The sequence below is a fragment of the Streptomyces sp. NPDC002206 genome, assembly GCF_053593595.1.
Genome location: NZ_JBSFCW010000005.1, coordinates 181210 through 204441, shown reverse-complemented (window position 1 = coordinate 204441; position 23232 = coordinate 181210). Strand labels below are relative to the sequence as shown.

General features: G+C 68.6%; 18 protein-coding genes and 1 pseudogene. 10 read left to right on the top strand and 9 right to left on the bottom strand.

Going from position 1 to position 23232, the window contains the following annotated elements; genetic code table 11:
• Positions 1 to 193 precede the first annotated feature (193 nt).
• A complete protein-coding gene (locus ACWCP8_RS13155; RefSeq protein WP_352264025.1) occupies positions 194 to 1324 on the bottom strand; it encodes a cystathionine gamma-lyase in 1131 nt (376 codons plus the stop codon).
• A gap of 85 nt (positions 1325 to 1409) precedes the next feature.
• Complete coding sequence (locus tag ACWCP8_RS13150; RefSeq protein ID WP_313938212.1) at positions 1410 to 1787, bottom strand: phage holin family protein; 378 nt, start codon at positions 1785 to 1787, stop codon at positions 1410 to 1412.
• Between the two features lie 68 nt (positions 1788 to 1855).
• On the opposite strand from ACWCP8_RS13150, the gene ACWCP8_RS13145 reads away from it, so the two are divergent.
• The 4 genes from ACWCP8_RS13145 (at position 1856) to ACWCP8_RS13130 (ending at position 4086) form a co-directional block, all read left to right on the top strand.
• Entirely contained in the window at positions 1856 to 2173 is a 318-nt protein-coding gene (locus tag ACWCP8_RS13145) for a cupin domain-containing protein (RefSeq protein ID WP_352264026.1), read from the top strand.
• 137 nt (positions 2174 to 2310) lie between these two features.
• Positions 2311 to 2529 carry a DUF5326 family protein gene (locus ACWCP8_RS13140; protein WP_030930600.1) on the top strand — a complete coding sequence of 73 codons (219 nt, stop codon included), beginning with the start codon at positions 2311 to 2313 and terminating at the stop codon, positions 2527 to 2529.
• A gap of 247 nt (positions 2530 to 2776) precedes the next feature.
• On the top strand, positions 2777 to 3547 hold the full coding sequence (locus ACWCP8_RS13135) for an IclR family transcriptional regulator (RefSeq protein WP_352264027.1): 771 nt from the start codon (positions 2777 to 2779) through the stop codon (positions 3545 to 3547).
• 101 nt (positions 3548 to 3648) lie between these two features.
• Positions 3649 to 4086 (top strand): SsgA family sporulation/cell division regulator, encoded by a 438-nt coding sequence (locus ACWCP8_RS13130; protein WP_030930605.1) that lies wholly within the window; start codon positions 3649 to 3651, stop codon positions 4084 to 4086.
• A gap of 95 nt (positions 4087 to 4181) precedes the next feature.
• Here ACWCP8_RS13130 and ACWCP8_RS13125 read toward each other — a convergent pair whose 3' ends face one another.
• A complete protein-coding gene (locus ACWCP8_RS13125; RefSeq protein WP_451115930.1) occupies positions 4182 to 5519 on the bottom strand; it encodes a YibE/F family protein in 1338 nt (445 codons plus the stop codon).
• Between the two features lie 197 nt (positions 5520 to 5716).
• Here ACWCP8_RS13125 and thiC point away from each other — a divergent pair, with 197 nt between their 5' ends.
• The gene (gene thiC / locus ACWCP8_RS13120; protein ID WP_352264032.1) at positions 5717 to 7492 is read left to right on the top strand and encodes a phosphomethylpyrimidine synthase ThiC; all 1776 of its coding nucleotides are present in this window, start codon (positions 5717 to 5719) and stop codon (positions 7490 to 7492) included.
• A 159-nt stretch (positions 7493 to 7651) separates the two neighbouring features.
• Here the strand turns inward: thiC and ACWCP8_RS13115 are convergent, their stop codons facing one another.
• The 3 genes from ACWCP8_RS13115 to ACWCP8_RS13105 all read right to left on the bottom strand — a co-directional run bounded on the left by ACWCP8_RS13115 (position 7652) and on the right by ACWCP8_RS13105 (position 11000).
• A complete protein-coding gene (locus ACWCP8_RS13115) occupies positions 7652 to 8476 on the bottom strand; it encodes a hypothetical protein (RefSeq protein ID WP_326604740.1) in 825 nt (274 codons plus the stop codon).
• Positions 8477 to 8658: 182 nt separating this feature from the next.
• A complete protein-coding gene (locus ACWCP8_RS13110; RefSeq protein ID WP_451115927.1) occupies positions 8659 to 9714 on the bottom strand; it encodes a metallophosphoesterase in 1056 nt (351 codons plus the stop codon).
• Positions 9715 to 9887: 173 nt separating this feature from the next.
• Entirely contained in the window at positions 9888 to 11000 is a 1113-nt protein-coding gene (locus ACWCP8_RS13105) for a LacI family DNA-binding transcriptional regulator (protein ID WP_451115925.1), read from the bottom strand.
• Positions 11001 to 11369: 369 nt separating this feature from the next.
• Here ACWCP8_RS13105 and hisC point away from each other — a divergent pair, with 369 nt between their 5' ends.
• The 5 genes from hisC (at position 11370) to ACWCP8_RS13080 (ending at position 20732) form a co-directional block, all read left to right on the top strand.
• Positions 11370 to 12449 (top strand): histidinol-phosphate transaminase, encoded by a 1080-nt coding sequence (gene hisC / locus ACWCP8_RS13100; RefSeq protein ID WP_352264036.1) that lies wholly within the window; start codon positions 11370 to 11372, stop codon positions 12447 to 12449.
• 322 nt (positions 12450 to 12771) lie between these two features.
• The gene (locus ACWCP8_RS13095) at positions 12772 to 14283 is read left to right on the top strand and encodes a cytochrome ubiquinol oxidase subunit I (RefSeq protein WP_352264038.1); all 1512 of its coding nucleotides are present in this window, start codon (positions 12772 to 12774) and stop codon (positions 14281 to 14283) included.
• 18 nt (positions 14284 to 14301) lie between these two features.
• On the top strand, positions 14302 to 15303 hold the full coding sequence (gene cydB / locus ACWCP8_RS13090) for a cytochrome d ubiquinol oxidase subunit II (protein WP_352264040.1): 1002 nt from the start codon (positions 14302 to 14304) through the stop codon (positions 15301 to 15303).
• A gap of 90 nt (positions 15304 to 15393) precedes the next feature.
• Positions 15394 to 18942 carry a thiol reductant ABC exporter subunit CydD gene (cydD, locus tag ACWCP8_RS13085; RefSeq protein WP_451115922.1) on the top strand — a complete coding sequence of 1183 codons (3549 nt, stop codon included), beginning with the start codon at positions 15394 to 15396 and terminating at the stop codon, positions 18940 to 18942.
• An 83-nt stretch (positions 18943 to 19025) separates the two neighbouring features.
• Positions 19026 to 20732, top strand: a complete 1707-nt coding sequence (locus tag ACWCP8_RS13080; RefSeq protein WP_352264044.1) for a sensor histidine kinase — start codon at positions 19026 to 19028, stop codon at positions 20730 to 20732.
• A 44-nt stretch (positions 20733 to 20776) separates the two neighbouring features.
• On the opposite strand, the gene ACWCP8_RS13075 is transcribed toward ACWCP8_RS13080, so the two are convergent.
• The 3 genes and pseudogenes from ACWCP8_RS13075 to ACWCP8_RS13065 all read right to left on the bottom strand — a co-directional run.
• Positions 20777 to 21643: a Cof-type HAD-IIB family hydrolase gene (locus tag ACWCP8_RS13075; protein WP_352264046.1), complete on the bottom strand. Its 867-nt coding sequence runs from the start codon at positions 21641 to 21643 to the stop codon at positions 20777 to 20779.
• Positions 21644 to 21822: 179 nt separating this feature from the next.
• On the bottom strand, positions 21823 to 22731 hold the full coding sequence (locus tag ACWCP8_RS13070) for an LLM class flavin-dependent oxidoreductase (protein ID WP_451115919.1): 909 nt from the start codon (positions 22729 to 22731) through the stop codon (positions 21823 to 21825).
• Positions 22732 to 22774: 43 nt separating this feature from the next.
• Positions 22775 to 23226, bottom strand: a pseudogene (locus tag ACWCP8_RS13065) (hypothetical protein); the annotation flags it as partial.
• Positions 23227 to 23232: the final 6 nt, after the last annotated feature.

Below are 23232 nucleotides of genomic sequence, written 5' to 3'. Positions count from 1 at the left end.
CCTTGCGAAGCGTCCGACCCGAACAACTATAAATATGTCGATAGGTCGCTGTCGCTACTGTGATTGGACACTGACGCAGAGTCAATTAGCCTTGTCCAGGCGGTTCTTCGCGCGTGGAACCGGGACGGTCCGAGCCACGAGGGGGGAGGCTCGGACCGTCCGTACCGGCCATGTCTTGCTGTGCCCGGCCGGCTCAGCGCCGGCCCATCGCCTCGTCCAGCGCCCGCTCCACGTCGGCCACCAGGTCGTCCGCGTCCTCGGCCCCGACCGACAACCGGATGAAGCCTTCCGGTACGGCGTCGCCGCCCCAGCGCGCCCGCCGCTCGGCGGTGGAACGTACGCCGCCGAAGCTCGTGGCGTCGTCGACCAGCCGCAGCCCGGCCAGGAAGCGCTCGGCGATGTCGCGGTCGGGCAGCACGAACGACACCACGGAGCCGAAGCGCCGCATCTGCCGCACTGCGACCGGGTACGAAGGGTCGGTGGGCAGCCCGGGATACCGCAGCCCGGTGATCTCCTGGCGCTTGCCCAGCGCCTCGGCGAGAACGAGTGCGTTTGCGCACTGCCGGTCGATCCGCAGCTCCAGCGTGGCCAGCGAACGGTGCGCGAGCCAGGCCTCCATCGGTCCGGGGATCGCCCCGACGACCTTGCGCCAGCGTCGTACGCCCGCCGCCAGTTCCGGATCGCGGCAGGTCACGTGGCCGAGCAGGATGTCACCGTGTCCGGTCATGCCCTTGGTGTCACTGGCCACCGAGAAGTCGGCGCCCAGCTCCAGCGGACGCTGACCGAGCGGGGTGGCGAGCGTGTTGTCGACGGCCACCAGGACGCCGGTCCCGTGCGCGGCCTCGATGAGCCGCCGCAGGTCGCAGACGTCGAGCCCAGGGTTGGACGGTGTCTCGATCCACAGCAGTCGGGCCCCTTCCAGGACCGCCAGCTGTGCGTCGCCTCCGGTCGGCGCGGTGCGCACCTCGACGCCGTACGCCTCCAGCTGCTGGCGTACCAGCGGCAGCGCCTGATAGCCGTCATCGGGCAGGACGACCGTGTCACCGGACCGCACCTGGGACAGCAGTACGGCCGAGATCGCCGCCATGCCGGAGGCGAACACCGTGGTCTCGACGGTCTCCCCCGGAGCTTCGAGCTCGCCGATGGCCCGCTCCAGATGGGTCCAGGTCGGATTGGTGTCCCGGCCGTACGTGTACGGGCCGGTCGGCTCGCCGGAGAGGTGGAAGTGCGCGGCGAATACCGGACCGGGCAGCGTGGGTTCGTACTGCTCCGGTTCGGGAAGGCCCGCCCGTACCGCCCGGGTTCCGTCACCCATGGTGCTCATGCTGTTCCTTCTGTTCTCTGGTTGTACCGGTGCCTCTGATCCAGCTGATCCAGCCGGCTCCGCTGATCGCTCTGATTCGGTCGGATCAGTCCTCGTCCGGCAGGACGACATTCAGTGCCCAGGACACGACCGAGATGATCAGGCCGCCGAGCACGGCGGTCCAGAAGCCCTCGACGTGGAAACTGAGGTCGAACTGGTCGGCCAGCCAGGAGGTCAGCAGCAGCATCAGCGCGTTCACCACAAGGGTGATCAGACCCAGTGTGAGGATGAACAGCGGCAGGGTGAGCAACTTGACTATGGGCTTCACCACGAAGTTCACCAGCCCGAAGAGCAGGGCCACGAGTATCAGGGTGAGCACCTTGCGACCGGTACTGCCGCCGGACAACGTGATGTTGTCGAGCAGCCAGATGGCCACGGCCAGCGCACCTGCGTTGGCGATCGTCTTGACTACAAAATTCTTCATGTGTCTGATCGTGGCAGACATGATCGGTGGCGAACACCGGCAGAACGAAAGCAAGGGGCGGACGGGCCATGAAGGCATTCAGACTGGACGAACTGGAGGCGGAACGGGCCGCCAACGACGGCGCGTATCTGCACTTCCTGCGGGAACGGAACATGTCCGTCGGCCTGTACGCGCTGGACGCCGGCGACCTCGATCCGCAGCAGCCGCACAACCAGGACGAGGTCTACTTCGTTGTCAGCGGCCGCGCCTCGATCACCGTCGGCATGGAGACCACACAGGTGGGCAGGGGAAGCGTGGTGTACGTACCGGCCGGTATGGCCCACAAGTTCCACCACATCACCGAGGATCTGCGGGTCATGGTGGTCTTCTCTCCGCCGGAGAGCTGAGCCGGGCCCTCAGGGATCCCTAAGGGTTCGATCAGGGGAGTTCGGGGGCTCCGGTGCCCCCGCAGGTCACCCCCGCGCCTCTAGCATCGAAGCAGGTGCTCATCGAAGCCGTTACGCACAGAGACGAGGTAGGGACGATGGCCGTTCGGGAGATATTCGCGGGGATGCCCTGGTGGGTGAAGTGGGTCGCGGTGCCCGTCATCGCGATCGTCGTGTTCGGCGGCCTGATCGCCAGCGTGATCGGGTTCGTGATCGGTCTGCTCTTCAAGGTCCTGGTCTTCGTGATCCTGGTCGGCGGGCTCGTGTTCGTCGTACGGAAGTTCATGTCGTCCTCGTCGTCGCGCGGCGACTGGTAGACGGCGGCCGGTCACCGGTCGGGCGATTAGCCCAGCTGAGCTAAGTACCAGACGAAACGACATCGCTCGCGCACGCTGCCGATACAGTGGCGGTCCGCTGTCGTTGCCTGGGAAACAACTGTCCGTCACCACCCTGACCACTGGTTTGTGTATACGCCCGGTCTCCGGACCCCAGGTCTGCGGCAGGTCCGTGGGGGCGGCCCCCACGAACGGGCTGACTGCCCGTCACCATGCCTGGGGGTGACCTTTGACCACGGCATCGAGTACCGCTGTCCCGACGTTGATCGGTTCGGTTCAGCGGGCGTTGAGGCTGTTGGAGGCTGTGGGCGCCCATCGGGACGGGGCGCCTGCGAAGCAGCTCGCACGGGAAGCGGGGCTTCCCCTTCCCACTGCCTATCACCTGTTGCGCACCCTGACCCATGAAGGCTATCTGCGCCGGGAGAACGGGGTATTCCTCTTCGGCTCCGCCGCCGAGAGGCTGGTCGACGACGGTGCACTGCAGAATCGTCGCAGCACCATGGCCCAGTCGCTGGCCCGCTGGCGCGACATCATCGGTGCACCGGTGTATTGCGCCGTCTACCGCGAGGGTGAGATCGAACTCATCGCGGTCGCCGACGCCCCTGCAGCACCCGCGGTCGAGGAGTGGGCCTCGTTCAGGGAGACCGGACATGCTCATGCGATCGGCCAGTGTCTATTGAGCCGGCTCGACGAGAAGGCCCGTGAGGACCATCTGGATCGTCACCCTGTGCAGCCGCTGACGCGGTACACGGTGCGGGACCGACCGGCGTTTCTTGAGCGTTTGAGGTCGTTGGAGCGAACGGAACCTGTTGTCGAACGACAGGAGTACGCCCTGGGAACGGTCTGCGCCGCCATCCCGATCGCAGTCGGATTCACGGCCGCAGCCGTGGCCATTTCGGTACCCCTCGACGAAGAAGATCGCTTGCTCCCCGCAGTCGAACGACTACGCGGAGAAGTGGCAAGCCTCTTGCGTTCGCTCGTGTTCTCTATCAGTATCTGAAAACTCACTCCTTGTGATCTGCTATCGGGTGCACCACGATGGCGTCAATAGGGCCATGGGGGATCATTCCTGGCCAGATTCATCTACTGCGGGGTTGAACGATGCGCGAGTCGGTTCAAGCTGAGGTCATGATGAGTTTTCTCGTCTCCGAGGAGCTCTCATTCCGTATCCCGGTGGAGCTCCGGTACGAGGTATGCGATCCGTACGCGATCCGGATGACCTTCCATCTGCCCGGTGACGCCCCCGTCACCTGGGCTTTCGGTCGTGAGCTGCTGTTGGACGGCCTCAACAGCCCCAGCGGTGACGGTGATGTGCACATCAGTCCCACGGAGCCCGAGGGGCTGTCCGACGTACACATCCGGCTTCAGGTCGGCGCGGATCGCGCTCTCTTCAGGGCCGGCACAGCGCCACTCGTTGCGTTTCTCGACCGGACGGACAAGCTTGTCCCCCTCGGCCAGGAGTGCACGCTGAGTGACTTCGAGGGCAACCTCGAGGAGGCGCTGGGCCGGATCCTGGCCAAGGAACAGAACGCCGGCTGAAAAGGTTTGCGCCGACGGTCGGCGCACCGGTCGAACGCGGTATCTGCCGAACGGGTGATATGTGCACCGCGCCGACACGGCCACCGGCTTGAGCGTCAATGCCTCGCCCTGCGACGCCGGCCCTTTCCGTTCCGTGCAGGCGCCGAAGCTCCGGCTTCCGCACCGAGCCCTGTGCGGTCCGCGGAGACGACCAGGGCCGCCAGCACCGTCGTCACCGGCACCGAGGCGACCAGTCCGATCGATCCGACCAGCGTTCGTACGATCTCCTCCGCCACGAGTTCGCTGTTGGCCACCGTGCCCACGCTGCTCTGCGCGATCGAGAACAGCAGCAGAAGGGGAAGCGCGGCGCCGGCGTAGGCGAGCACCAGCGTGTTGACCACTGAGGCGATGTGGTCGCGACCGATCCTGATACCTGCCCGGTAGAGCCTCCGCGCACCCATCGTCGGGTCGGCCTGGTGCAGCTCCCAGACCGCCGATGTCTGGGTGACCGTCACATCGTCCAGCACGCCGAGCGAGCCGATGATGACACCGGCCAGCAGTAGGCCGCTCATGTCGATGTGGGGGTACAGGCCGTGGATGAGGCCGGTGCTGTCGTCGGTGTTGCCGGTCAGGCTCGCCCAGTCGATGAAGAGCGAACCGAGCAGCCCGATCAGCAGCAGTGAGATCAGCGTGCCGATGACCGCGACCGAGGTACGGGCGGTCAGCCCGTGGCACATGTAGAGCGCGATCAGCATGATCGCGCTGGCCCCGACGACTGCGACCAGCAGCGGGTTCGAACCCTGCAGGATCGCGGGGAGGATGAACAGGGTCAGCACGGCGAACGACACGGCGAGCGCGATCAGCGCCATCACCCCGCGCAGCCTGCCCACCACGACCACTGCGAGAGCGAAGATCCCGGCCAGCAGGGCCATCGGTACTTTCCGGTCCACATCCGTCACGGAGTACTGAAGGTCATGGGGTGCGTCGGGGGCGTACGCGACGATCACACCCTGCCCCTCGTGCAACTGCCGTGGCGCGTCGGGCTGGACGATCTCGACGAAGGTCCTTCCCTTGTCGTGGCCGGTCGTCACCTCGATCGTGGCCTTCTCGCACAGCCCCGGCTCCTGGCCGGGAGTGGCGTTCCCCGACGGCGTTGTGGTGTTGCCGGTGGCCGGGGTCTGCGCGGCGTTCACGTCCTTGCAGTCGACCTTGTCGACGTTCACCACCGTGGCCTGCTGGGTCTGCCGGTCGAAGCCGACACCGGTGCGCTCGTGCGCGGGTGCACCGCCCGGCCAGAGCACCACCAGGCCGACGACGACGGCGGTGGCGAACGGGATCAGGACGGCCGCGATGACCTTGCGCAGATGTTTCGAGACCGGCGCGGCAGGCCCGTGGCTGTGCGAGTGACCGTGCTGATGGTCCTGCGGTCCGGAGTTATTTTGAGGGGACGTCACCGGGGGATCATCGCAAGAAGGGAAGGGGGCCACTGTTCAGTACGCCTCGAAGGGCGCTAGCTTGGTGGCACCTTTGTACACGCGGGAGCTCGGAGCACCGGGCTGAGAGGGCGCTGATATCCGTACATCCGTACGGGACAGGCTGCGCCGACCGCCGAACCTGTTACCGGGTAATGCCGGCGTAGGGAGTAGGTCTCATGACCACATCGGACGCACGCACGCCTGCCTCGAACCAGAGCGACGAGGCCGGAAAGTCCATCGGCTGGCACAAGGGATACGTCCAGGGCTCGCGCCCGGACCTCCGGGTGCCGGTCCGGCAGGTGCACCTCACCAACGGCGACGCCGTGACGCTGTACGACACGTCCGGGCCGTACACCGATCCCGCCACCGACACCGACGTCCGCCGCGGCCTCGCGGCTCTGCGGGAGAACTGGATCGTCGCCCGCGGCGACACCGAGGAGTACGCGGGTCGCCCGGTCCGCCCCGAGGACGACGGGCTCAAGCACACCTCGCCGCGCGGCGGACTGCGCAACCTCGACGCGGTCTTCCCCGGCCGCCCGCGGCAGCCGCGCCGCAGCCGCGACGGGCAGCCGGTGACCCAGCTCGCATACTCCCGCCGGGGCGAGATCACCCCGGAGATGGAGTACGTGGCGATCCGGGAGAACGTCGAACCCGAGGTCGTACGTGAGGAGATCGCCGCCGGCCGGGCGGTTCTGCCGGCCAACGTCAACCACCCGGAGATCGAACCGATGATCATCGGTAAGCGGTTCCTGGTGAAGGTCAACGCCAACATCGGCAACTCGGCGGTCACCTCCTCCATCGAGGAGGAGGTCGAGAAGATGACGTGGGCGACGCGATGGGGCGCCGACACGGTCATGGATCTCTCCACCGGCCGCAACATCCACACCACCCGTGAGTGGGTTCTGCGCAACTCCCCGGTGCCGATCGGCACCGTTCCGCTCTACCAGGCCCTCGAAAAGGTCGACGGCAGGGCGGAGGAACTGACCTGGGAGATCTACAAGGACACCGTCATCGAGCAGGCCGAGCAGGGCGTCGACTACATGACGGTCCATGCCGGGGTGCGCCTCCCGTACGTCCCGCTCACCGCCCGCCGCAAGACCGGCATCGTCTCCCGCGGCGGCTCGATCATGGCGGCCTGGTGCCTGGCGCACCACAAGGAGTCGTTCCTGTACGAGAACTTCGAGGAGCTCTGCGAGATCCTCGCGACGTACGACGTGACGTACTCGCTGGGCGACGGGCTGCGTCCCGGCTCGATCGCCGACGCCAACGACGAGGCGCAGTTCGCCGAACTGCGCACGCTCGGCGAACTCAACACGATCGCCAAGCGGTTCGGCGTCCAGACGATGATCGAGGGCCCGGGCCATGTCCCGATGCACAAGATCAAGGAGAACATCGACCTCCAGCAGGAGATCTGCGAGGAGGCGCCGTTCTACACGCTCGGCCCGCTGACCACCGATGTGGCCCCGGCGTACGACCACATCACCTCGGGCATCGGCGCCGCGATGATCGCCTGGTGGGGGACTGCGATGCTCTGCTACGTCACGCCCAAGGAGCACCTGGGCCTGCCCAACCGGGACGACGTGAAGACGGGCGTCATCACCTACAAGATCGCGGCCCATGCGGCCGACCTCGCCAAGGGGCACCCGGGTGCCCAGGACTGGGACGACGCGCTGTCGGACGCGCGCTTCGAGTTCCGGTGGGAGGACCAGTTCAACCTGGCTCTCGACCCGGACACGGCACGGGAGTTCCACGACGAGACGCTGCCGGCGGAACCGGCGAAGACGGCGCACTTCTGCTCGATGTGCGGCCCGAAGTTCTGCTCGATGAAGATCTCCCAGGACATCCGTCGTGAGCACGGCGGTTCGCAGTCGGAGATCGAGGCGGGCATGGCGGAGAAGTCCAAGGAGTTCGCGGCGGCCGGCAACCGCGTCTATCTGCCGATCGCGGACTGAGTCATCGGGTGGAGCACTGAGCCGGGGCGCTGCGAGAACCGTCCCGGCTCAGTGCATCTCTCCGGGGCCGAAGACCAGAAGGAGGGGCAGGGCCACGAGGACAACGAGACCCGCTCCGATCGCCGGCACGAGGACGACGAACAAGGGATTCGGTCCCGGTCAGTCCAGCTCGTGTTCCGGGCCGCCGAAGTCCGGGCTGGTGAAGTCGGGGCTGGTGAACGACGGGCGGGGACCCGCTGCCGGGCCCTCCTCCGGGCCCGAGAAGTCCGGCCTGGAGTAGCCGATCTTCGGGATGCGGTTGGCCGAGCGGTGCGGTGTACGGGATGCGGGGCCGGCCGTGGGATCGGCGAGCGCGTCCCGCAGGAACGGCAGGATGCCCCGCTCCAGCAGCGCATGGCGCCAGGCCTCCCTGGCGCGCGCCACATCCTCCGGCAGCTCGTCCTCGGTGTCCTCGGCCGGCAGCGACGTCGAGCCGTTGCGCAGCGCCGTGGTGAGCAGTCCGATGGCGGCGGCCAGTATCGCTGCCGCCATGACCGCCGCGAAGAACCAGCCGGCGGTGACCATGGTGTCGGCGAACGACGGAGGCCGATTGAGCATCTTCAGGATGTAGCCGACCAGCAGGAAGATCAGCGCGGCGGTGCCCGCGAGCATCGGCGCCAGGACGGTGACGACCGCCCCTATGCCGGCGCCCGGCCGGTCCGGATCGTCCGCTTCGGACCCGAGGCCCGAACCCTGGGCCGAGTCGGCGGCCGGTCCGCGCAGCTCTTCGCGGACCTTCACGTAGTGGTCGTACTCGGTGGCCGCCGCCGCGGTGATCAGGGCCGTGGCGTTCAGCGCCATGGTGCGCAGCTGTTCCGTGTTGAGCCGTTCGCCGACTCCGGCCAGATCCGGTCGTTCGTGAGCGTGACGTAGCGCATCGCCGAGGATCCGCTCGTACTCGGGTCGGTCCTCGGCCAGCAGGTGCGGAGCGCTGTTCATGTGCATCCCCCGATGCTCCGTTGGGCCTGAGTACCCGCTTGGACCGGGCAGTTGGGCGGAAACGGAGGAGAGCCTGCTACTGATAGGCCGATGGTAGAGCGCCCACGGCACGGGGTGACAGGGGGTTTCCGTAAATAGGCCCAGTGGTCGGCGTGGTCAGGTCGTGGATGCGTCTTCCCCGAAGACTGTCAGTCATGCAACGGCAGCCGGACGACCAGCAGCTTTCCGGCCATGGTCACACCGCCGTCCATGGCGATGGCGAGCCCGTCCGCGTACACGTGCGGGCCGTCCACCACGGGGCCTGCGCTGTCCTCGCCGTCCTCGGGGCCGACCTCGCCGAGCAGATACGGAATGGGGCTGTGACCATGGACGATGCGCTGCCCGCCGTACGCCGCCATCAGCTCCTGGACCGCCTGCGAGCCCCCCTCGTCGCGGAAGGCGAACCGCTTGGTGAGCTTGCGGAACAGGTCCCAGCACTCGTCGGCGTCGTTACGCGTGAGAATGGCGTGCACGGTCTCGTTGACGTCTTCGATGGTGGAGCCGTAGTCGAGGTACGCCGTCGTGTCGGAGTGCATCAGAAGGTGCCCGTCCTCCTCGACGACCGCGTCGAGACGGGACATCCACTGGAGGTGGACGTCCTGGAGCCGCTCCATGTCGGTCTTCTGGCCGCCGTTGAGCAGCCAGGCGGCCTGGAAGGTGGCAGTGCCCGCACCGGAGTTGACCGGCGTGTCGGCGAACCGCTTGGCGCCGATGAGCAGCAGTTCGTGGTTGCCCATCAGGGCCTTGCAGTAGCCGCCCGCGGCCGCGGCCTCGGCGGACAGACGCATGACCAGGTCGATGACGCCGATGCCGTCCGGACCGCGGTCGGTGAAGTCGCCGAGGAACCAGAGCCGGGCGTTGCCCGCGGCCCAGGCACCTTCGGCGTCGATGAGGCCCTGTCCCATGAGGGCGTCGCGAAGCTCGTCCAGATAGCCGTGGACGTCGCCGACCACGTACAGCGGTCCGAGCCCCTGGTCCGTGGCGGGCCGCGGATCCGGGACGGCCCGCACCTGGACGGTGTCACCGCGGTTGATCACGGGAAGATCCCGCGCGGTGGGCGTGTATCCCTCCGGCTCGTCGCCCGGTACCGCATGGCCGGGGTGCGGTGCCGCGGGCGGCGCCGGAGTCTGCGCATAGGGCGGCACACGGAAGTCACGCAACGTCGCCGTCCGCTCCACGGGTTCCTGACCGGCCCCCTGTGTCATCGACCCCTCCACCACCGTCGCGCCGCCGTACACCTGACGGGCCCTGCTGGTCGGGGTGGTCCGCGGTGTCGTGCGCCCATCATAGGAATGCGGATCGTGCAGTGTGATGCACCAGGGGTGGTGAATCCGGGCGCACGACAGGTTCACCGGCCGATTGGTCCCAATTGGCCTGATCAATCCCTGGACGGGGATCGAGGTGGGCTGACCGTGGTGCGGGGCGGACGGCGTTGCGAGGACGTCCGGACGATGAGTTCGGTCGGTATGACCCGCTCCACCGGACCGTCCTGGTCGACGCCTTCGATCGCGTCGATGAGGAGCTGGACGACCGCTGTGCCGATCTGGCGCGGTTTGAGTGAGAGCGTGGTGATGGGGGGCTCGGTCGTCGCGTACACGGTGGACTCGCTGCAGCAGACGAGCAGCAGATCCTCGGGGACGCGCAACCCGTACCGGCGGGCGGCCGCCAGCAGGTCGGTGCCGTTGGGGTCGAAGAGCCCGTATACGGCGTCGGGCCGGTCCGGGCGGGCGAGGAGCCGGTCGGCTGCGACCGCTCCCGCGCACGGGTCGTGGGCGGGATAGGACTCGTACACCGGATCCTGGCCCACGCGCTCGCACCAGTGGAGGTATGCCGTGGTGGAGAGCCGGGTGTATGTGTCGGTGGTGGTGCCGGTGAGCAGGCCGATCCGGCGGGCCCCGGCGGCGGCGAGGTGGTCGAGGAGGTCGAGCACAGCGGACCGGTGGTCGTTGTCCACCCACGCGGTGACCGGCAGGGTGCCGGCGGGGCGGCCGTCCGAGACGACGGGCAGCCCCTGGCGGACGAGTTCGGTGACGACCGGGTCCTGGTCGGAGGGGTCGATGACGACGGTGCCGTCGAGGGCGACGTTCGACCAGACATCGTGGCGTGAGGTGGCGGGAAGGATGACGAGGGCGTAGCCGCGGGCGAGCGCGGCGGAGGTGGCCGCTCTGGCCATCTCCGCGAAGTAGGCGAATTCGGTGAAGGTGAAAGGTTCATCCCCGTACGTCGTCACGGTCAGGCCGATGAGGCCGGACTTGCCGGTACGGAGGGTTCGGGCCGCGGCGGACGGGCGGTAGCCCAGGCGCTCGGCGACCTCGCGGACATGGCGGCGGGTGGCGTCCGGGAGCCGTCCCTTGCCGTTGAGCGCGTCGGAGACGGTCGTGATGGAGACTCCGGCGGCGGCGGCCACATCCCGGATTCCCGCTCGTCCCTGCCGGCCGCCGCGCCGGGGTGTCTCCGTCCGGCTCACCTGGTGCTTCCCTGCTGCTGTCATGGCGAGCCGATAGTAGGGCTCGGGCAGGCGGTCGGGCCGGTCGCATATTCACGCATTGACAGGCACGTTTCTGCATGATCGTTTGATGTCAAATACCTTACAAAACAAGGGCGTTGATGGGGTCGAACGCAATGTGTGATGCGTCGATGAGGATGGGCCTACCAAATGGTCGATGTTTCGAAGAGGTCTCAACTCACCTCTTCGGGGGATGCGCGCCACGGAGTGAGCCACCGGCGCACGCCGGGATGAGGGATGCTCCCCCCATTCCCGGGCTCACCGGACGATTCCTTCGCTCGCCCATTCGCACCGGCGCCCAATCCTCATAAGGTGAGCAGTATTGATGTGTACGACGGTCGAGGAGGACCTGCGGTGAGCGAGACGAGCCCCAAGTTGCGTGCCGAACTGGACGGCGTCCCCGCCTATGTGCCGGGCAGGCCGGCGGCGGCCGACGGACCGCTCGCGTTCAAGCTGTCCTCCAACGAGAACCCGTATCCGCCGCTGCCCGGCGTGATGGAGTCCGCCCTGGCCGCGGCCGCGAACTTCAACCGCTACCCGGACATGGCCTGCACCGGTCTGATGAACGAGCTGGCCGACCGGTTCGGCGTGCCGATCTCGCATCTCGCCACCGGAACCGGCTCCGTCGGGGTGGCGCAGCAGCTGCTCCAGGCCACGTCGGGCCCGGGTGACGAGGTCATCTATGCCTGGCGCTCCTTCGAGGCGTACCCGATCATCACCCAGGTCAGCGGCGCGACCTCGGTGAAGGTGCCGCTGACCGACGGCGAGGTGCACGACCTCGACGCGATGGCGGACGCGATCACGGACCGTACCCGGATGATCTTCGTCTGCAACCCGAACAACCCGACCGGGACGGTGGTGCGCAGGGCCGAGCTGGAGCGGTTCCTGGACCGGGTGCCGGGCGATGTGCTCGTGGTGCTGGACGAGGCGTACAAGGAGTTCATCCGCGATGTCGAGGTGCCGGACGGCATCGAGATCTACCGGGACCGGCCCAATGTGGCGGTGCTGCGGACATTCTCCAAGGCCTACGGTCTGGCCGGCCTGCGGGTCGGATTCGCAGTGGCCCACGAGCCGGTGGCGGCCGCACTGCGCAAGACGGCGGTGCCGTTCGGGGTCAGTCAGCTGGCGCAGGACGCGGCGGTCGCCTCGCTGCGTGCCGAGGACGAACTGCTCGGCCGGGTCGGCTCCCTGGTCTGCGAGCGCATCCGGGTGCACAAGGCTCTGGTGAGCCAGGGCTGGACCGTTCCGGAGTCCCAGGCCAACTTCGTCTGGCTGCGGCTCGGCGGCCGTACGCTGGACTTCGCCGGGGCGTGCGAGCGGGCCGGAGTCGTGGTCAGGCCGTTCGCGGGCGAGGGTGTGCGGGTCTCGATCGGCGAGGACGAGGCGAACGACGTGTTCCTGAGGGTGGCGGAGGCGTACCGCAAGGAGCTGTAACCGAAGTCCCGCTTGCGCATACGGCGCGAGCCTCGTGCGTGCAGCGGTGGGTGTGCATGCCGCGATCAGCCTCGCGCTTGCCGCGACCCGTCGCGGCGCGTACGCGTGCACCCGGAAGGCCCCGTACCTCTCGTTCGTCGAGGTGCGGGGCCTTCGCGTGGGAGCGTCCCGATAGGGGGACCCCCCTCGAACACGTCGAAAGCCCGTGCGCCATAATGCTTGTGAATGTGAACGCGTTCACAAGCGCGTCCTGTTCCTCCCGTGATCGGTCGGTTTGCAGTGCACACTTCCGCTCACTACGGCGACGTAAGGAGAAGACGACGTGGAGCTAGCTCTGGCGCCGGAGACCTTGGCGCGATGGCAGTTCGGGATCACCACCGTCTACCACTTCCTCTTCGTTCCCCTGACGATCTCTCTCGCCGCGCTCACCGCCGGCCTGCAGACCGCCTGGGTGCGGACCGAGAATCAGAAGTACCTCAGGGCCACCAAGTTCTGGGGCAAGCTCTTCCTGATCAACATCGCCATGGGTGTCGTCACCGGCATCGTGCAGGAGTTCCAGTTCGGCATGAACTGGTCCGACTACTCGCGCTTCGTCGGCGACATCTTCGGCGCCCCGCTGGCCTTCGAGGCGCTGATCGCCTTCTTCTTCGAGTCCACCTTCATCGGGCTGTGGATCTTCGGCTGGGACAAGCTGCCGAAGAAGATCCACCTCGCCTGCATCTGGATGGTCTCCATCGGGACGATCCTCTCCGCGTACTTCATCCTCGCGGCCAACTCCTGGATGCAGCACCCGGTCGGCTACCGGATCAACAAGGAACGCGGCCGGGCCGAGCTCACCGACTTCTGGAATGTGCTCACCCAGAACACCGCGCTCACCCAGTTCTTCCACACCATCACGGCGGCCTTCCTGGTCGGCGGCGCGTTCATGGTCGGCATCGCCGCCTTCCACCTGGCGCGCAAGCAGCACATCCCGGTGATGCGCACCTCGCTGCGGCTCGGACTGGTCACCGTCGTGATCGCCGGACTCCTCACCGCCGTCAGCGGCGACCTGCTCGGCAAGGTCATGTTCAAGCAGCAGCCGATGAAGATGGCCGCCGCCGAGGCGCTCTGGGAGGGGCAGAACGCGGCACCCTTCTCGATCTTCGCGGTCGGCGATGTGGCCAAGGGGCACAACACCGTGGAGATCTCCGTCCCGGGGATACTGTCGTTCCTCGCGGACGACAACTTCCACTCGTACATCCCCGGCATCAACGACATCAACAAGGCCGAGCAGGAGAGGTTCGGACCCGGCGACTACCGGCCCAACATCCCGGTCGCCTTCTGGAGCTTCCGCTGGATGATCGGCTTCGGCATGGCGTCCTTCGGCCTCGGCCTGCTCGGACTGTGGCTGACGCGGAAGAAATTCATGCTGCGACCGGGGCTGCGGACCGGTGAGGACGAGGTGCCGCATCTGGTCCTGTTCAAGAGCAAGGCACTCAGCCCGAAGCTCACCAAGCTCTACTGGATCGTCGCCCTCTGGACGCTGCTCTTCCCCCTGATCGCCAACTCCTGGGGCTGGATCTTCACCGAGACGGGCCGCCAGCCCTGGGTCGTCTTCGGGGTTCTGCAGACCCGCAACGCCGTCTCCCCCGGCGTCTCGCAGGGCGAGGTGCTCGCCTCGCTGATCCTCTTCACCCTGCTCTACGCGGCGCTCGCTGTGATCGAGGTCAAGCTGCTCACGAAGTACATCAAGGCCGGACCGCCAGAACTCACGGAGTCCGACCTCAACCCGCCCACCAAGATCGGCGGCGACGACCATGACGACGCCGACCGGCCGATGGCCTTCTCCTACTGAGAGCAGAGGAGCGGAGAGATGGAACTCCACGACGTCTGGTTCGTCCTCATCGCCGTCCTCTGGATCGGCTACTTCTTCCTGGAGGGATTCGACTTCGGCATCGGTGTCCTCACCAAGCTGCTGGCCCGGGACCGCCGGGAACGGCGGGTCCTGATCAATACGATCGGGCCCGTCTGGGACGGCAATGAGGTGTGGCTGCTCACTGCGGGCGGCGCTACCTTCGCCGCCTTCCCGGAGTGGTACGCCACACTGTTCTCCGGCTTCTACCTGCCGCTGCTGATCATCCTGCTCTGCCTGATCGTGCGCGGTGTCGCCTTCGAGTACCGGGCGAAGCGGCCCGAGGAGAAGTGGCAGACCAACTGGGAACACGCGATCTTCTGGACTTCGCTGATCCCGGCCGTGCTCTGGGGTGTGGCCTTCGGGAACATCGTGCGCGGCGTGAAGATCGATGCCGACATGGAGTACGTGGGCAACTTCGGGGACCTGCTCAACCCGTACGCGATCCTCGGCGGTCTGGTCACGCTCTTCCTCTTCACCTTCCACGGTGCGGTGTTCGCCGCACTCAAGACGGTCGGGGACATCCGGGAGCGGGCGCGCGGCATGGCGCTCAAGCTGGGTCTGGTCACCGCGGTGCTCGCGCTCGGTTTCCTGATGTGGACCCAGATCGAAAACGGCGACGGCAAGAGCCTTGTCGCGATGATCGTCGCTGTGCTGGCGCTGGTCGGAGCGATCGGTGCCATAGCGGCGGGACGTGAGGGCTGGTCGTTCGCGCTCTCCGGAGTGACCATCACGGCCGCGGTCGCGATGCTCTTCCTGACGCTCTTCCCGAACGTCATGCCGTCCTCGCTGAACGACGCCTGGAACCTCACGGTCACCAACGCCTCGTCCAGTCCCTACACGCTGAAGATCATGACCTGGTGCGCAGGGATCGCCACCCCCGTGGTGCTGCTGTACCAGGGATGGACGTACTGGGTGTTCCGCAAGCGGATCGGCACGCAGCACATCGCCGAGGCGCACTGACACGCCCGGGCCTCTCTTTCGGGCGAGAGAAGGGTTCCGGCTCTTCTCTCGCCCCGGTCCACCGAACGAGCTCTCTGGGGGCTGTTTCACGTGAAACCGATCGACCTGCGTCTGCTCCGTTACGCCCGTGCCACCCGGCTCTTCCTGGCGGCCGTGGTGGCACTCGGAGTGGTCGGGGCTGCGTTGGTCATCACCCAGGCCATGCTCATCGCCGACGTGGTGGTGGGCGGGTTCGAGGACGGGCTCACCGTTCCCGGGCTGCGCACCCCGCTGATCCTGCTCGTGGCGGTCGCGCTCGGCCGCGGGCTGGTCTCCTGGCTGACCGAGCTGGCCGCGTACCGGGCCAGTGCGGCGGTCAAGTCCGAGCTCCGCGGCCGGCTGCTGGACCGGGCGGCGGCGCTCGGGCCGGACTGGCTGAGCGGCCAGCGCACCGGCTCCCTGGTGGCGCTCGCCACCCGCGGTGTCGACGCGCTCGACGACTACTTCGCGCGCTATCTGCCGCAGCTCGGACTCGCGGTGGTCGTTCCGGTGGCAGTCCTCGCCAGGATCGTCACCGAGGACTGGGTCTCAGCAGCGATCATCGTGGTCACGCTGCCGCTCATCCCGCTCTTCATGATCCTGATCGGCTGGGCCACCCAGTCCCGGATGGACCGCCAGTGGCAGCTGCTCTCGCGGCTCTCCGGACACTTTCTCGACGTGGTCGCCGGACTGCCGACGCTGAAGGTCTTCGGCCGCGCCAAGGCCCAGGCCGAGTCCATCCGCACCATTACCTCGCAGTACCGCAGTGCCACCCTGCGGACCCTGCGGATCGCCTTCCTGTCGTCCTTCGCCCTGGAGCTCCTCGCCACCCTGTCGGTGGCACTGGTCGCCGTCACCATCGGCATGCGGCTCGTGCACGGTGAACTCGACCTCTACACCGGCCTGGTGGTGCTGATCCTCGCGCCCGAGGCCTATCTGCCGATCCGGCAGGTCGGGGCGCAGTACCACGCGGCAGCCGAGGGACTCTCGGCGGCGGAAGAGATCTTCGCGGTTCTGGAGACCGAGCCGCGGGCGGGCGGTACGGCGGACATCCCGCCGTCGCTGCGGCTGGAGCTGGAGGGGGTGACCGTCCGGCACGAGGGCCGTGCCGAACCTTCGCTGGACGAAGCCTCGCTGGTGGTGGACGAGGGGGAGACCGTCGCCCTGGTCGGCCCGAGCGGTGTCGGGAAGTCCACGCTGCTCAATGTGGTGCTGGGTTTCGCGGCGCCCGACGAGGGGCGGATACGGGTCGGCGGCGTCGATCTGGCGACGCTCGCGCCCGAGCGCTGGCGGGAACGGATCGCCTGGGTGCCGCAGCGCCCACAGCTCTTCGCGGGCACGATCGCGGAGAACGTACGGCTGGCCCGGCCGGACGCGGACGACAGCGCGGTGACGGCGGCGCTGCGGGACGCGGGGGCGTACGACTTCGTGGCGGAACTGCCCGACGGCGCGCAGACGCTCCTCGGCGAGGACGGTGCGGGACTCTCCGCCGGTCAGCGGCAGCGGCTCGCGCTCGCGCGGGCGTTCCTCGCCGACCGGCCGCTCCTGCTGCTCGACGAGCCGACTGCGAGCCTGGACGGCGAGACGGAGGCGGGGATCGTCGAGGCGGTACGGAGGCTGGCGGCGGGGCGGACCGTGCTGCTGGTCGTGCACCGCCCGGCCCTGCTCTCGGTCGCCGACCGGGTGGTGGTGCTGGAACCCGGTGCGGCACCGGAACAGCAGTGGGCAACGGTGCTGGGCGAAGGGGCGGCCGTGGTGTCCCGACAGGCGCGCGCGGACGGCTCCGGGAACCGGGACACGTACGAAGCCGGGCAGGAGCCCGAGGTGCTGCGGGAGACCGCAGCCCGGTCCGGGCAGGTACTCGCCCGGGTCCGGGAGGCCGCAGGGGCACAGCGCGGACAGCTGGCGCTCGCACTGCTGCTGAGCAGCCTCGCTCTGGCGTCGGCCGTCGGACTCATGGCCGTCTCCGGCTGGCTGATCTCCCGCGCCTCCGAACAGCCCCCGGTGCTCTATCTGATGGTCGCCGTGACAGCGACCCGCGCCTTCGGGCTCGGCCGCGCCGTCTTCCGCTACGCCGAGCGTCTCGTCTCGCACGACGCTGTGCTGAAGATGCTCGCCGAGCTGCGCGTCGCCGTGTACCGCGGACTGGAGCGCATCACACCGGCCGGACTGGGTCGGACGCGGCGCGGGGATCTGCTGTCCCGGCTCGTCGCCGATGTGGACGCGCTGCAGGACTACTGGCTGCGGTGGCTGCTGCCCGCCGGGACCGCGGTCGTGGTGGGAGCTGCGGCAGCCGGGTTCACCGGCTGGCTGCTGCCCCAGGCGGGTGTCGTGCTCGCCCTCGGACTGCTGCTGGCCGGGGTCGGCGTGCCGCTCGTGAGTGGCGCCTGTGCCCGTCGTGCGGAACGCCAACTGGCGCCCGCGCGGGCCGATCTGGCCACCCGGATCACCGATCTGCTCGGCGGGACCGCCGAACTGACCGTCGCGGGCGCGCTGCCCGCGCGCAAGGAGAGGACGCGGGAGGCCGACACCGTCCTGACCCGGATCGCGTCACGCGCGGCGACGGCCACAGCGCTCGGCGGTGGCCTCTCCGCCTTGATCTGCGGCCTCACCGTCGTCGCCGCCGCACTCGTCGCCCTCCCGGCGGTTCACGACGGACGGCTGGAGGGTGTGGAACTCGCGGTGGTGGTTCTCACCCCGCTTGCCGCCTTCGAGGCCGTCACCGGTCTGCCACTCGCCGTGCAGTACCGGCAGCGGGTCAAGCGGAGCGCAGAGCGGGTGTACGAGGTGCTGGACGCCCTGGTGCCGGTGCACGAGCCCGCGACCCCGGTCGAGGCCCCCGCGACACCTTTCCCGCTGGAGGTACGGGGGGTGGCGGCCCGCTATGCGGGAGCGTCGCGGGACGCCCTGGACTCCGTCGACCTGACGCTGACCGCAGGCCGGCGCATTGCGGTCGTCGGCCCTTCGGGCTCCGGGAAGACCACCCTCGCGCAGGTCCTGCTCCGCTTCCTGGACGCGCGGGCGGGGACGTACCGGATCGGTGGTGTGGAGGCCTCGGCGCTGGACGGGGACACTGTCCGGCGGTTCGTCGGGCTCTGTGCCCAGGACGCGCATGTCTTCGACAGCTCCATCCGGGAGAACCTGCGGCTGGCCCGTACCGTCGCAACGGACCACGAGCTGCGGGCCGCCCTCGCCCGGGCACGGCTGCTCGACTGGGCAGAAGCGCTGCCCGACGGGCTCGACACCCTCGTCGGCGAGCACGGGGCCCGCCTCTCCGGCGGGCAGCGGCAGCGGCTCGCGCTGGCCCGGGCGCTCCTCGCCGACTTCCCCGTGCTCGTTCTGGACGAGCCCGCCGAGCATCTCGACCTGGAGACGGCGGACGCGCTGATAGCGGATCTGCTGGTCGCGACCCGGGGCCGTACGACAGTCCTGATCACCCATCGACTGGCGGGGCTCGACGCGGTCGACGAGGTGTTGGTGATGGACGCGGGCAGGATCGTGCAGCGTGGTCCGTATGCCGCTCTCGCGGCGGCGGACGGCCCGCTGCGCCGGATGCTGGAGCGCGAACGGGAGACCGTGCGGGAGGCGGATCGAGTGCCGGACGGTGCCGCGCGGGCGTAGAAGGAGGGCGGCGGCCGCCGGATCGATCCGCAGGACCCATCGGTCCACTTTCCTCCCCAAATGGGACTAACTAGGCTCTGGGTATGGCAGAGCAGGACCCGAAGGACTCACTCGAAGCCGCAACGCAGGCGACCCGCGGTCTGCAGGGCCTGTCCACCGAGCTCACCGCTCGCATCCCGCAACTGCTGGAAGCGATGCGCTCCGTCGGCACCGGGCTCGAACTGCACTCCACCCTCGATCGGATCTGCGAGACCGCCGCCGAGCTCACCCACGCCGACTACGCCGCCATCGGCGTCGCCGACGAGGGGGGCAAGGGGCTCTCCGACTTCCTCACACACGGGGTGTCGACAGAGGTGGAAGCCGCCATCGGGCACCGGCCCGACGGCCACCGGGGGCTTCTCGGTGCGCTGCTCCACGACCCGGCCCCCGTGAAGCTTGCCGATCTGACGGCCGATCCGAGGTTCGCCGGATTTCCGCCGGGCCATCCCCCGATGCAGACCTTCCTCGGCGTCCCGATCCGGGTCCAGGGCGAGATCTTCGGCAATCTCTATCTGGCCGAGAAGGCCGACGGGGGCGAGTTCACCGACTACGACCTGCACATGGTTCGGGTGCTCGCCACGGAGGCCGGGATCGCCATCGGCAACGCCCGGCTGTACGAGGCGGCACGCCAGCGCGAGCGGTGGATCGACGGGTCGGTGGCCGTGACCACCGCGCTGCTCTCCGGCGGGGACGCCGACGACGCCCTCGCCGTCGTCGCCGAACAGGCCCGCCATCTCGCTGCCTCCGCCGCGGGGATCGTGCTTCTTCCGGCCGAGGGGGGCGGGTTGGAGGTCGCCGCCGTCTCCGCCGACGAGCCGTCCGCCTCGCTGGGGGTGATCATCGGCCCGGAGAGTCCGGTGGTCGCGCAGCTGCTGGCCGGCGAGGCGGTCTTCACGGACGACTCAGCCACCGACTTCCGCATGGTCACCGGTCTTGCCCACCGGTTCGGCCCGAGCATGCTGCTGCCGCTGCACAGCGGCGGGCGGGTGCTCGGCGCACTCGCCACCCCGCGGGCCCGGGGCGACCGGCCGTTCACCGAGACCGAACAGACCCTGGCCACACAGTTCGCCTCGCAAGCCGCACTCGCGCTGATGATGGCCGAGGCGCAGCGGGACCGGGAGCGGCTCGCAGTGTATGAGGACCGCGACCGGATCGCCCGTGACCTGCACGATCTCGTCATCCAGCGGCTGTTCGCCACCGGGATGATGCTGGAGAGCGCCCAGCGCCGGTCGGTGGTGCCCGAGGTGCAGACCGGTGTCGGCCGGGCGGTCGACGAACTGGACGTGACCATTCAGGAGATCCGTACCGCGATCTTCGCGCTGCAGCAGGAGCCGGCCGAGGCACCGTCGGGGCTGCGCACCCGCGTCCTGCGTGAGATCAACATGGCGGCCGTCCCGCTCGGCTTCAAGCCGGCGCACCGCTTCCTCGGCCCGGTCGACTCACTGGTCGGCGAGCTGACCGGCAAGAACCTGATCGCGGCGTTGCGGGAGGCGCTGTCGAACGCCTTCCGGCATGCCGGGGCGTCCCGCATGGACGTGGTGGTCGATGCGACCGTCACGCTGCCCGACGGACGCGACGCGGTACGTCTGTCGGTCGCCGACGACGGGGTGGGCGTCCCGGAGGGCGGTCGGCGCAGCGGGCTGCGGAACCTGGCGCGCCGGGCGGAATCGCTGGGTGGGGCGAGCTGGTTCGGGCCGGGAATCGCTGAGGACGGGGGCGGTACGACGGTGGTGTGGGAGGCACCGCTGTGACGGCTGTCTTCGGCGTTCGGGCGGGCCTCGGGGCGAACGGCGTTTCAGCCTTCGCTACGGTGCGTCCGGCGCTCGGCGACCAGCCGCTCGATGACGACCGCGACACCGTCCTCGTTGTTGGTGACGGTCCGGCCGGAGGCGGCGGCCAGCGCCGCGGGGTGGGCGTTGCCCATCGCGTACGAGGTGCCCGCCCAGCTCAGCATCTCCACGTCATTCGGCATGTCCCCGAAGGCGACGACCTCAGCGGGCGAGATGCCGCGCTCGGCGCAGCAGAGCGCCAGCGTGCTGGCCTTGGAGACGCCGGGACCGCTGACTTCCAGCAGGGCCGTGGGGCTGGACCGGGTGAAGGACGCCCGGTCACCGGCTGCGGTGCGAGCCACTTCGAGGAATTCGTCCGGTGCCAGTTCTGCGTGGTGCGCGAGAAGCTTCAGCACGGGGGCGCCTGAGCCGCGCACCTCTTCGTGGAGCAGCTTCTCGGCGATGGCGACGGTGGCACCCGGGTCGAGGTGGAACGGCGGGTAGGACGGTTCGTAGTGGATGCCGGTGGTCAGCTCGACGGCGAACGAGGTGCCGGGGGCGGCGACACGCAGGGTGTGGACGACATCGAGGGCGACGTCGCGATCCAGTGGCCGTACCTGGACCAGCTCGCCGCCCGCGTGCAGATCGGCGACCGCGGCGCCGTTCGCGCAGATCGCCAGACCGTGGCCGTGGACATGGTCGCTGACGACATCCATCCAGCGGGCCGGCCGGCCGGTGACGAAGAAGACCTCGATCCCGGCCTCCTCGGCCGCGGCGAGTGCCGCGATTGTGCGCTCCGAGACGGTTTTGTCGTCGCGCAGCAAAGTGCCGTCCAGATCGGTTGCAATCAGCCGGGGAACGGCAGGCAGAGGCGAATCGATAGCTGAGGTCACCCAGTCATTCTCGCGTACGGGAGCGCACCGGTGTGCAGAGGGGCGCGCATTTGAGGATGCGCGCCCCTGAGCTGGGGAATATGCCTCAGCCATATGCCGGAGGATCCGACGGGCCGCTGCCGCGCTGTCGGTGGCGGGTGTGCCAGTCAGTGGGCGGGTCGGCGGGCGGCGGGTGCGGGTCAGCCGAGCTGGGACAGGCCCTCCGTGGCGATCCGCTCGAAGATCTTCTCGTCCGCCGCGAAGTCGGAGTCCGCGATCGGCGTGTGGATGACGATCTCCGTGAAGCCCAGCTCGAAGTGGGTGCCCGCGAAGTCCACGAACGCGTCGAAGGACTCCAGCGGGCGGCCCGGGGTGAAGCCGGTGAGCAGGATCTTGTCCAGCTCGGCCACATCCCGGCCGACGGCCTCGCAGGCCGTGCCGAGCTTGATGATCTGCCCGCGGATGGCCTCCACGGACTGCTCCGGGGTGCCCGTCTCGAACAGCTTGGGGTCTCCGGTGGTGACCCATGCCTGGCCGTACTGCGCGGCGAGTTTCAGCCCGCGCGGCCCGGTTGCGGCCACCGCGAAGGGCAGCCGAGGCCGCTGCACACAGCCGGGGATGTTCCGTGCCTCGTTCGCCACGTAGAGCTCGCCCTCGTGCGTGACCGACGGTTCCCGCAGCAACCGGTCGAGCAGTGGCACGAACTCGGCGAAGTGGTCCGCCCGTTCGCGCGGGGTCCACGGCTCTTCGTCGCTCCTGCGCAGCGTCGTGGCGTCGAAACCGTTGCCGCCTGCGCCGATGCCGAGGGTGATACGTCCGTCGGAGACATCGTCCAGCGTGATGAGGTCCTTGGCCAGGGTCACCGGGTGCCGGAAGTTGGGGGACGTGACAAGCGTGCCCAGACGCAGCCGCTCGGTGACGGCGGCCGCGGCGGTCAGGGTCGGAACCGCACCGAACCACGGTCCGTCGCGGAAGGTCCGCCAGGCGAGATGGTCATACGTGTACGCGGCGTGGAACCCCAGCTCCTCGGCGCGCTGCCAGATCCTCCGGCCGTCGCTCCAGCGGTGGATCGGCAGAATTACAGTGCTCAGACGCATACCTACGACCATACGGTGGACGTGCTGCGGACAAAAAAGCACATGGCAGCCCCTGACGACGGACGCTGCGGCTGAACCAGGGCGACAGCGTTCCGCGCGGCACGAGCTCCTTGTAGGTCTCGTCGCCGGGCAGCGACACAATCAGCCACCAGCCGGGCGGGAAGATTTTGCCCTTCACATGGGCCATCCCGGTGTGGACCGACCGTAGGAAGGCGAGCACGGAGTCGCGCGGGACTCGGGGAACTCGATGCCGTCGACAGTGATCTTCGCGTCGTCGTCAGGGAAGACCTGAATGGTGACGGCCGGGGAGCCGCTCAGCTCGACGAAGGCCTCGTGCGGCAGCGAGCAGTCCGGATCGATGACCGAGAAGGCGCCGGCGGAAGTACGCCGGGAGACCTGGTCGGCGCCGATGCCATCGGTGGTCCGCACCTCCAGATCGAATGCGCGGGCGACCTCGCGGATCGCTACGACTACGGCTTCGGTGCCGGCGAAGTGTGGACGGACCATGCTCAC

What these genes read in the sequence shown, in the direction of transcription:
- ACWCP8_RS13155 (WP_352264025.1), bottom strand. Translation starts at nt 1,324, where the DNA reads ATGAGCACCATGGGTGACGGAACCCGGGCGGTACGGGCGGGCCTTCCC.
- ACWCP8_RS13150 (WP_313938212.1), bottom strand. Translation starts at nt 1,787, where the DNA reads ATGAAGAATTTTGTAGTCAAGACGATCGCCAACGCAGGTGCGCTGGCC.
- ACWCP8_RS13145 (WP_352264026.1), top strand. Translation starts at nt 1,856, where the DNA reads ATGAAGGCATTCAGACTGGACGAACTGGAGGCGGAACGGGCCGCCAAC.
- ACWCP8_RS13140 (WP_030930600.1), top strand. Translation starts at nt 2,311, where the DNA reads ATGGCCGTTCGGGAGATATTCGCGGGGATGCCCTGGTGGGTGAAGTGG.
- ACWCP8_RS13130 (WP_030930605.1), top strand. Translation starts at nt 3,649, where the DNA reads ATGCGCGAGTCGGTTCAAGCTGAGGTCATGATGAGTTTTCTCGTCTCC.
- thiC (WP_352264032.1), top strand. Translation starts at nt 5,717, where the DNA reads ATGACCACATCGGACGCACGCACGCCTGCCTCGAACCAGAGCGACGAG.
- ACWCP8_RS13115 (WP_326604740.1), bottom strand. Translation starts at nt 8,476, where the DNA reads ATGCACATGAACAGCGCTCCGCACCTGCTGGCCGAGGACCGACCCGAG.
- ACWCP8_RS13110 (WP_451115927.1), bottom strand. Translation starts at nt 9,714, where the DNA reads ATGACACAGGGGGCCGGTCAGGAACCCGTGGAGCGGACGGCGACGTTG.
- ACWCP8_RS13105 (WP_451115925.1), bottom strand. Translation starts at nt 11,000, where the DNA reads ATGACAGCAGCAGGGAAGCACCAGGTGAGCCGGACGGAGACACCCCGG.
- cydB (WP_352264040.1), top strand. Translation starts at nt 14,302, where the DNA reads ATGGAACTCCACGACGTCTGGTTCGTCCTCATCGCCGTCCTCTGGATC.
- ACWCP8_RS13080 (WP_352264044.1), top strand. Translation starts at nt 19,026, where the DNA reads ATGGCAGAGCAGGACCCGAAGGACTCACTCGAAGCCGCAACGCAGGCG.
- ACWCP8_RS13070 (WP_451115919.1), bottom strand. Translation starts at nt 22,731, where the DNA reads ATGGTCGTAGGTATGCGTCTGAGCACTGTAATTCTGCCGATCCACCGC.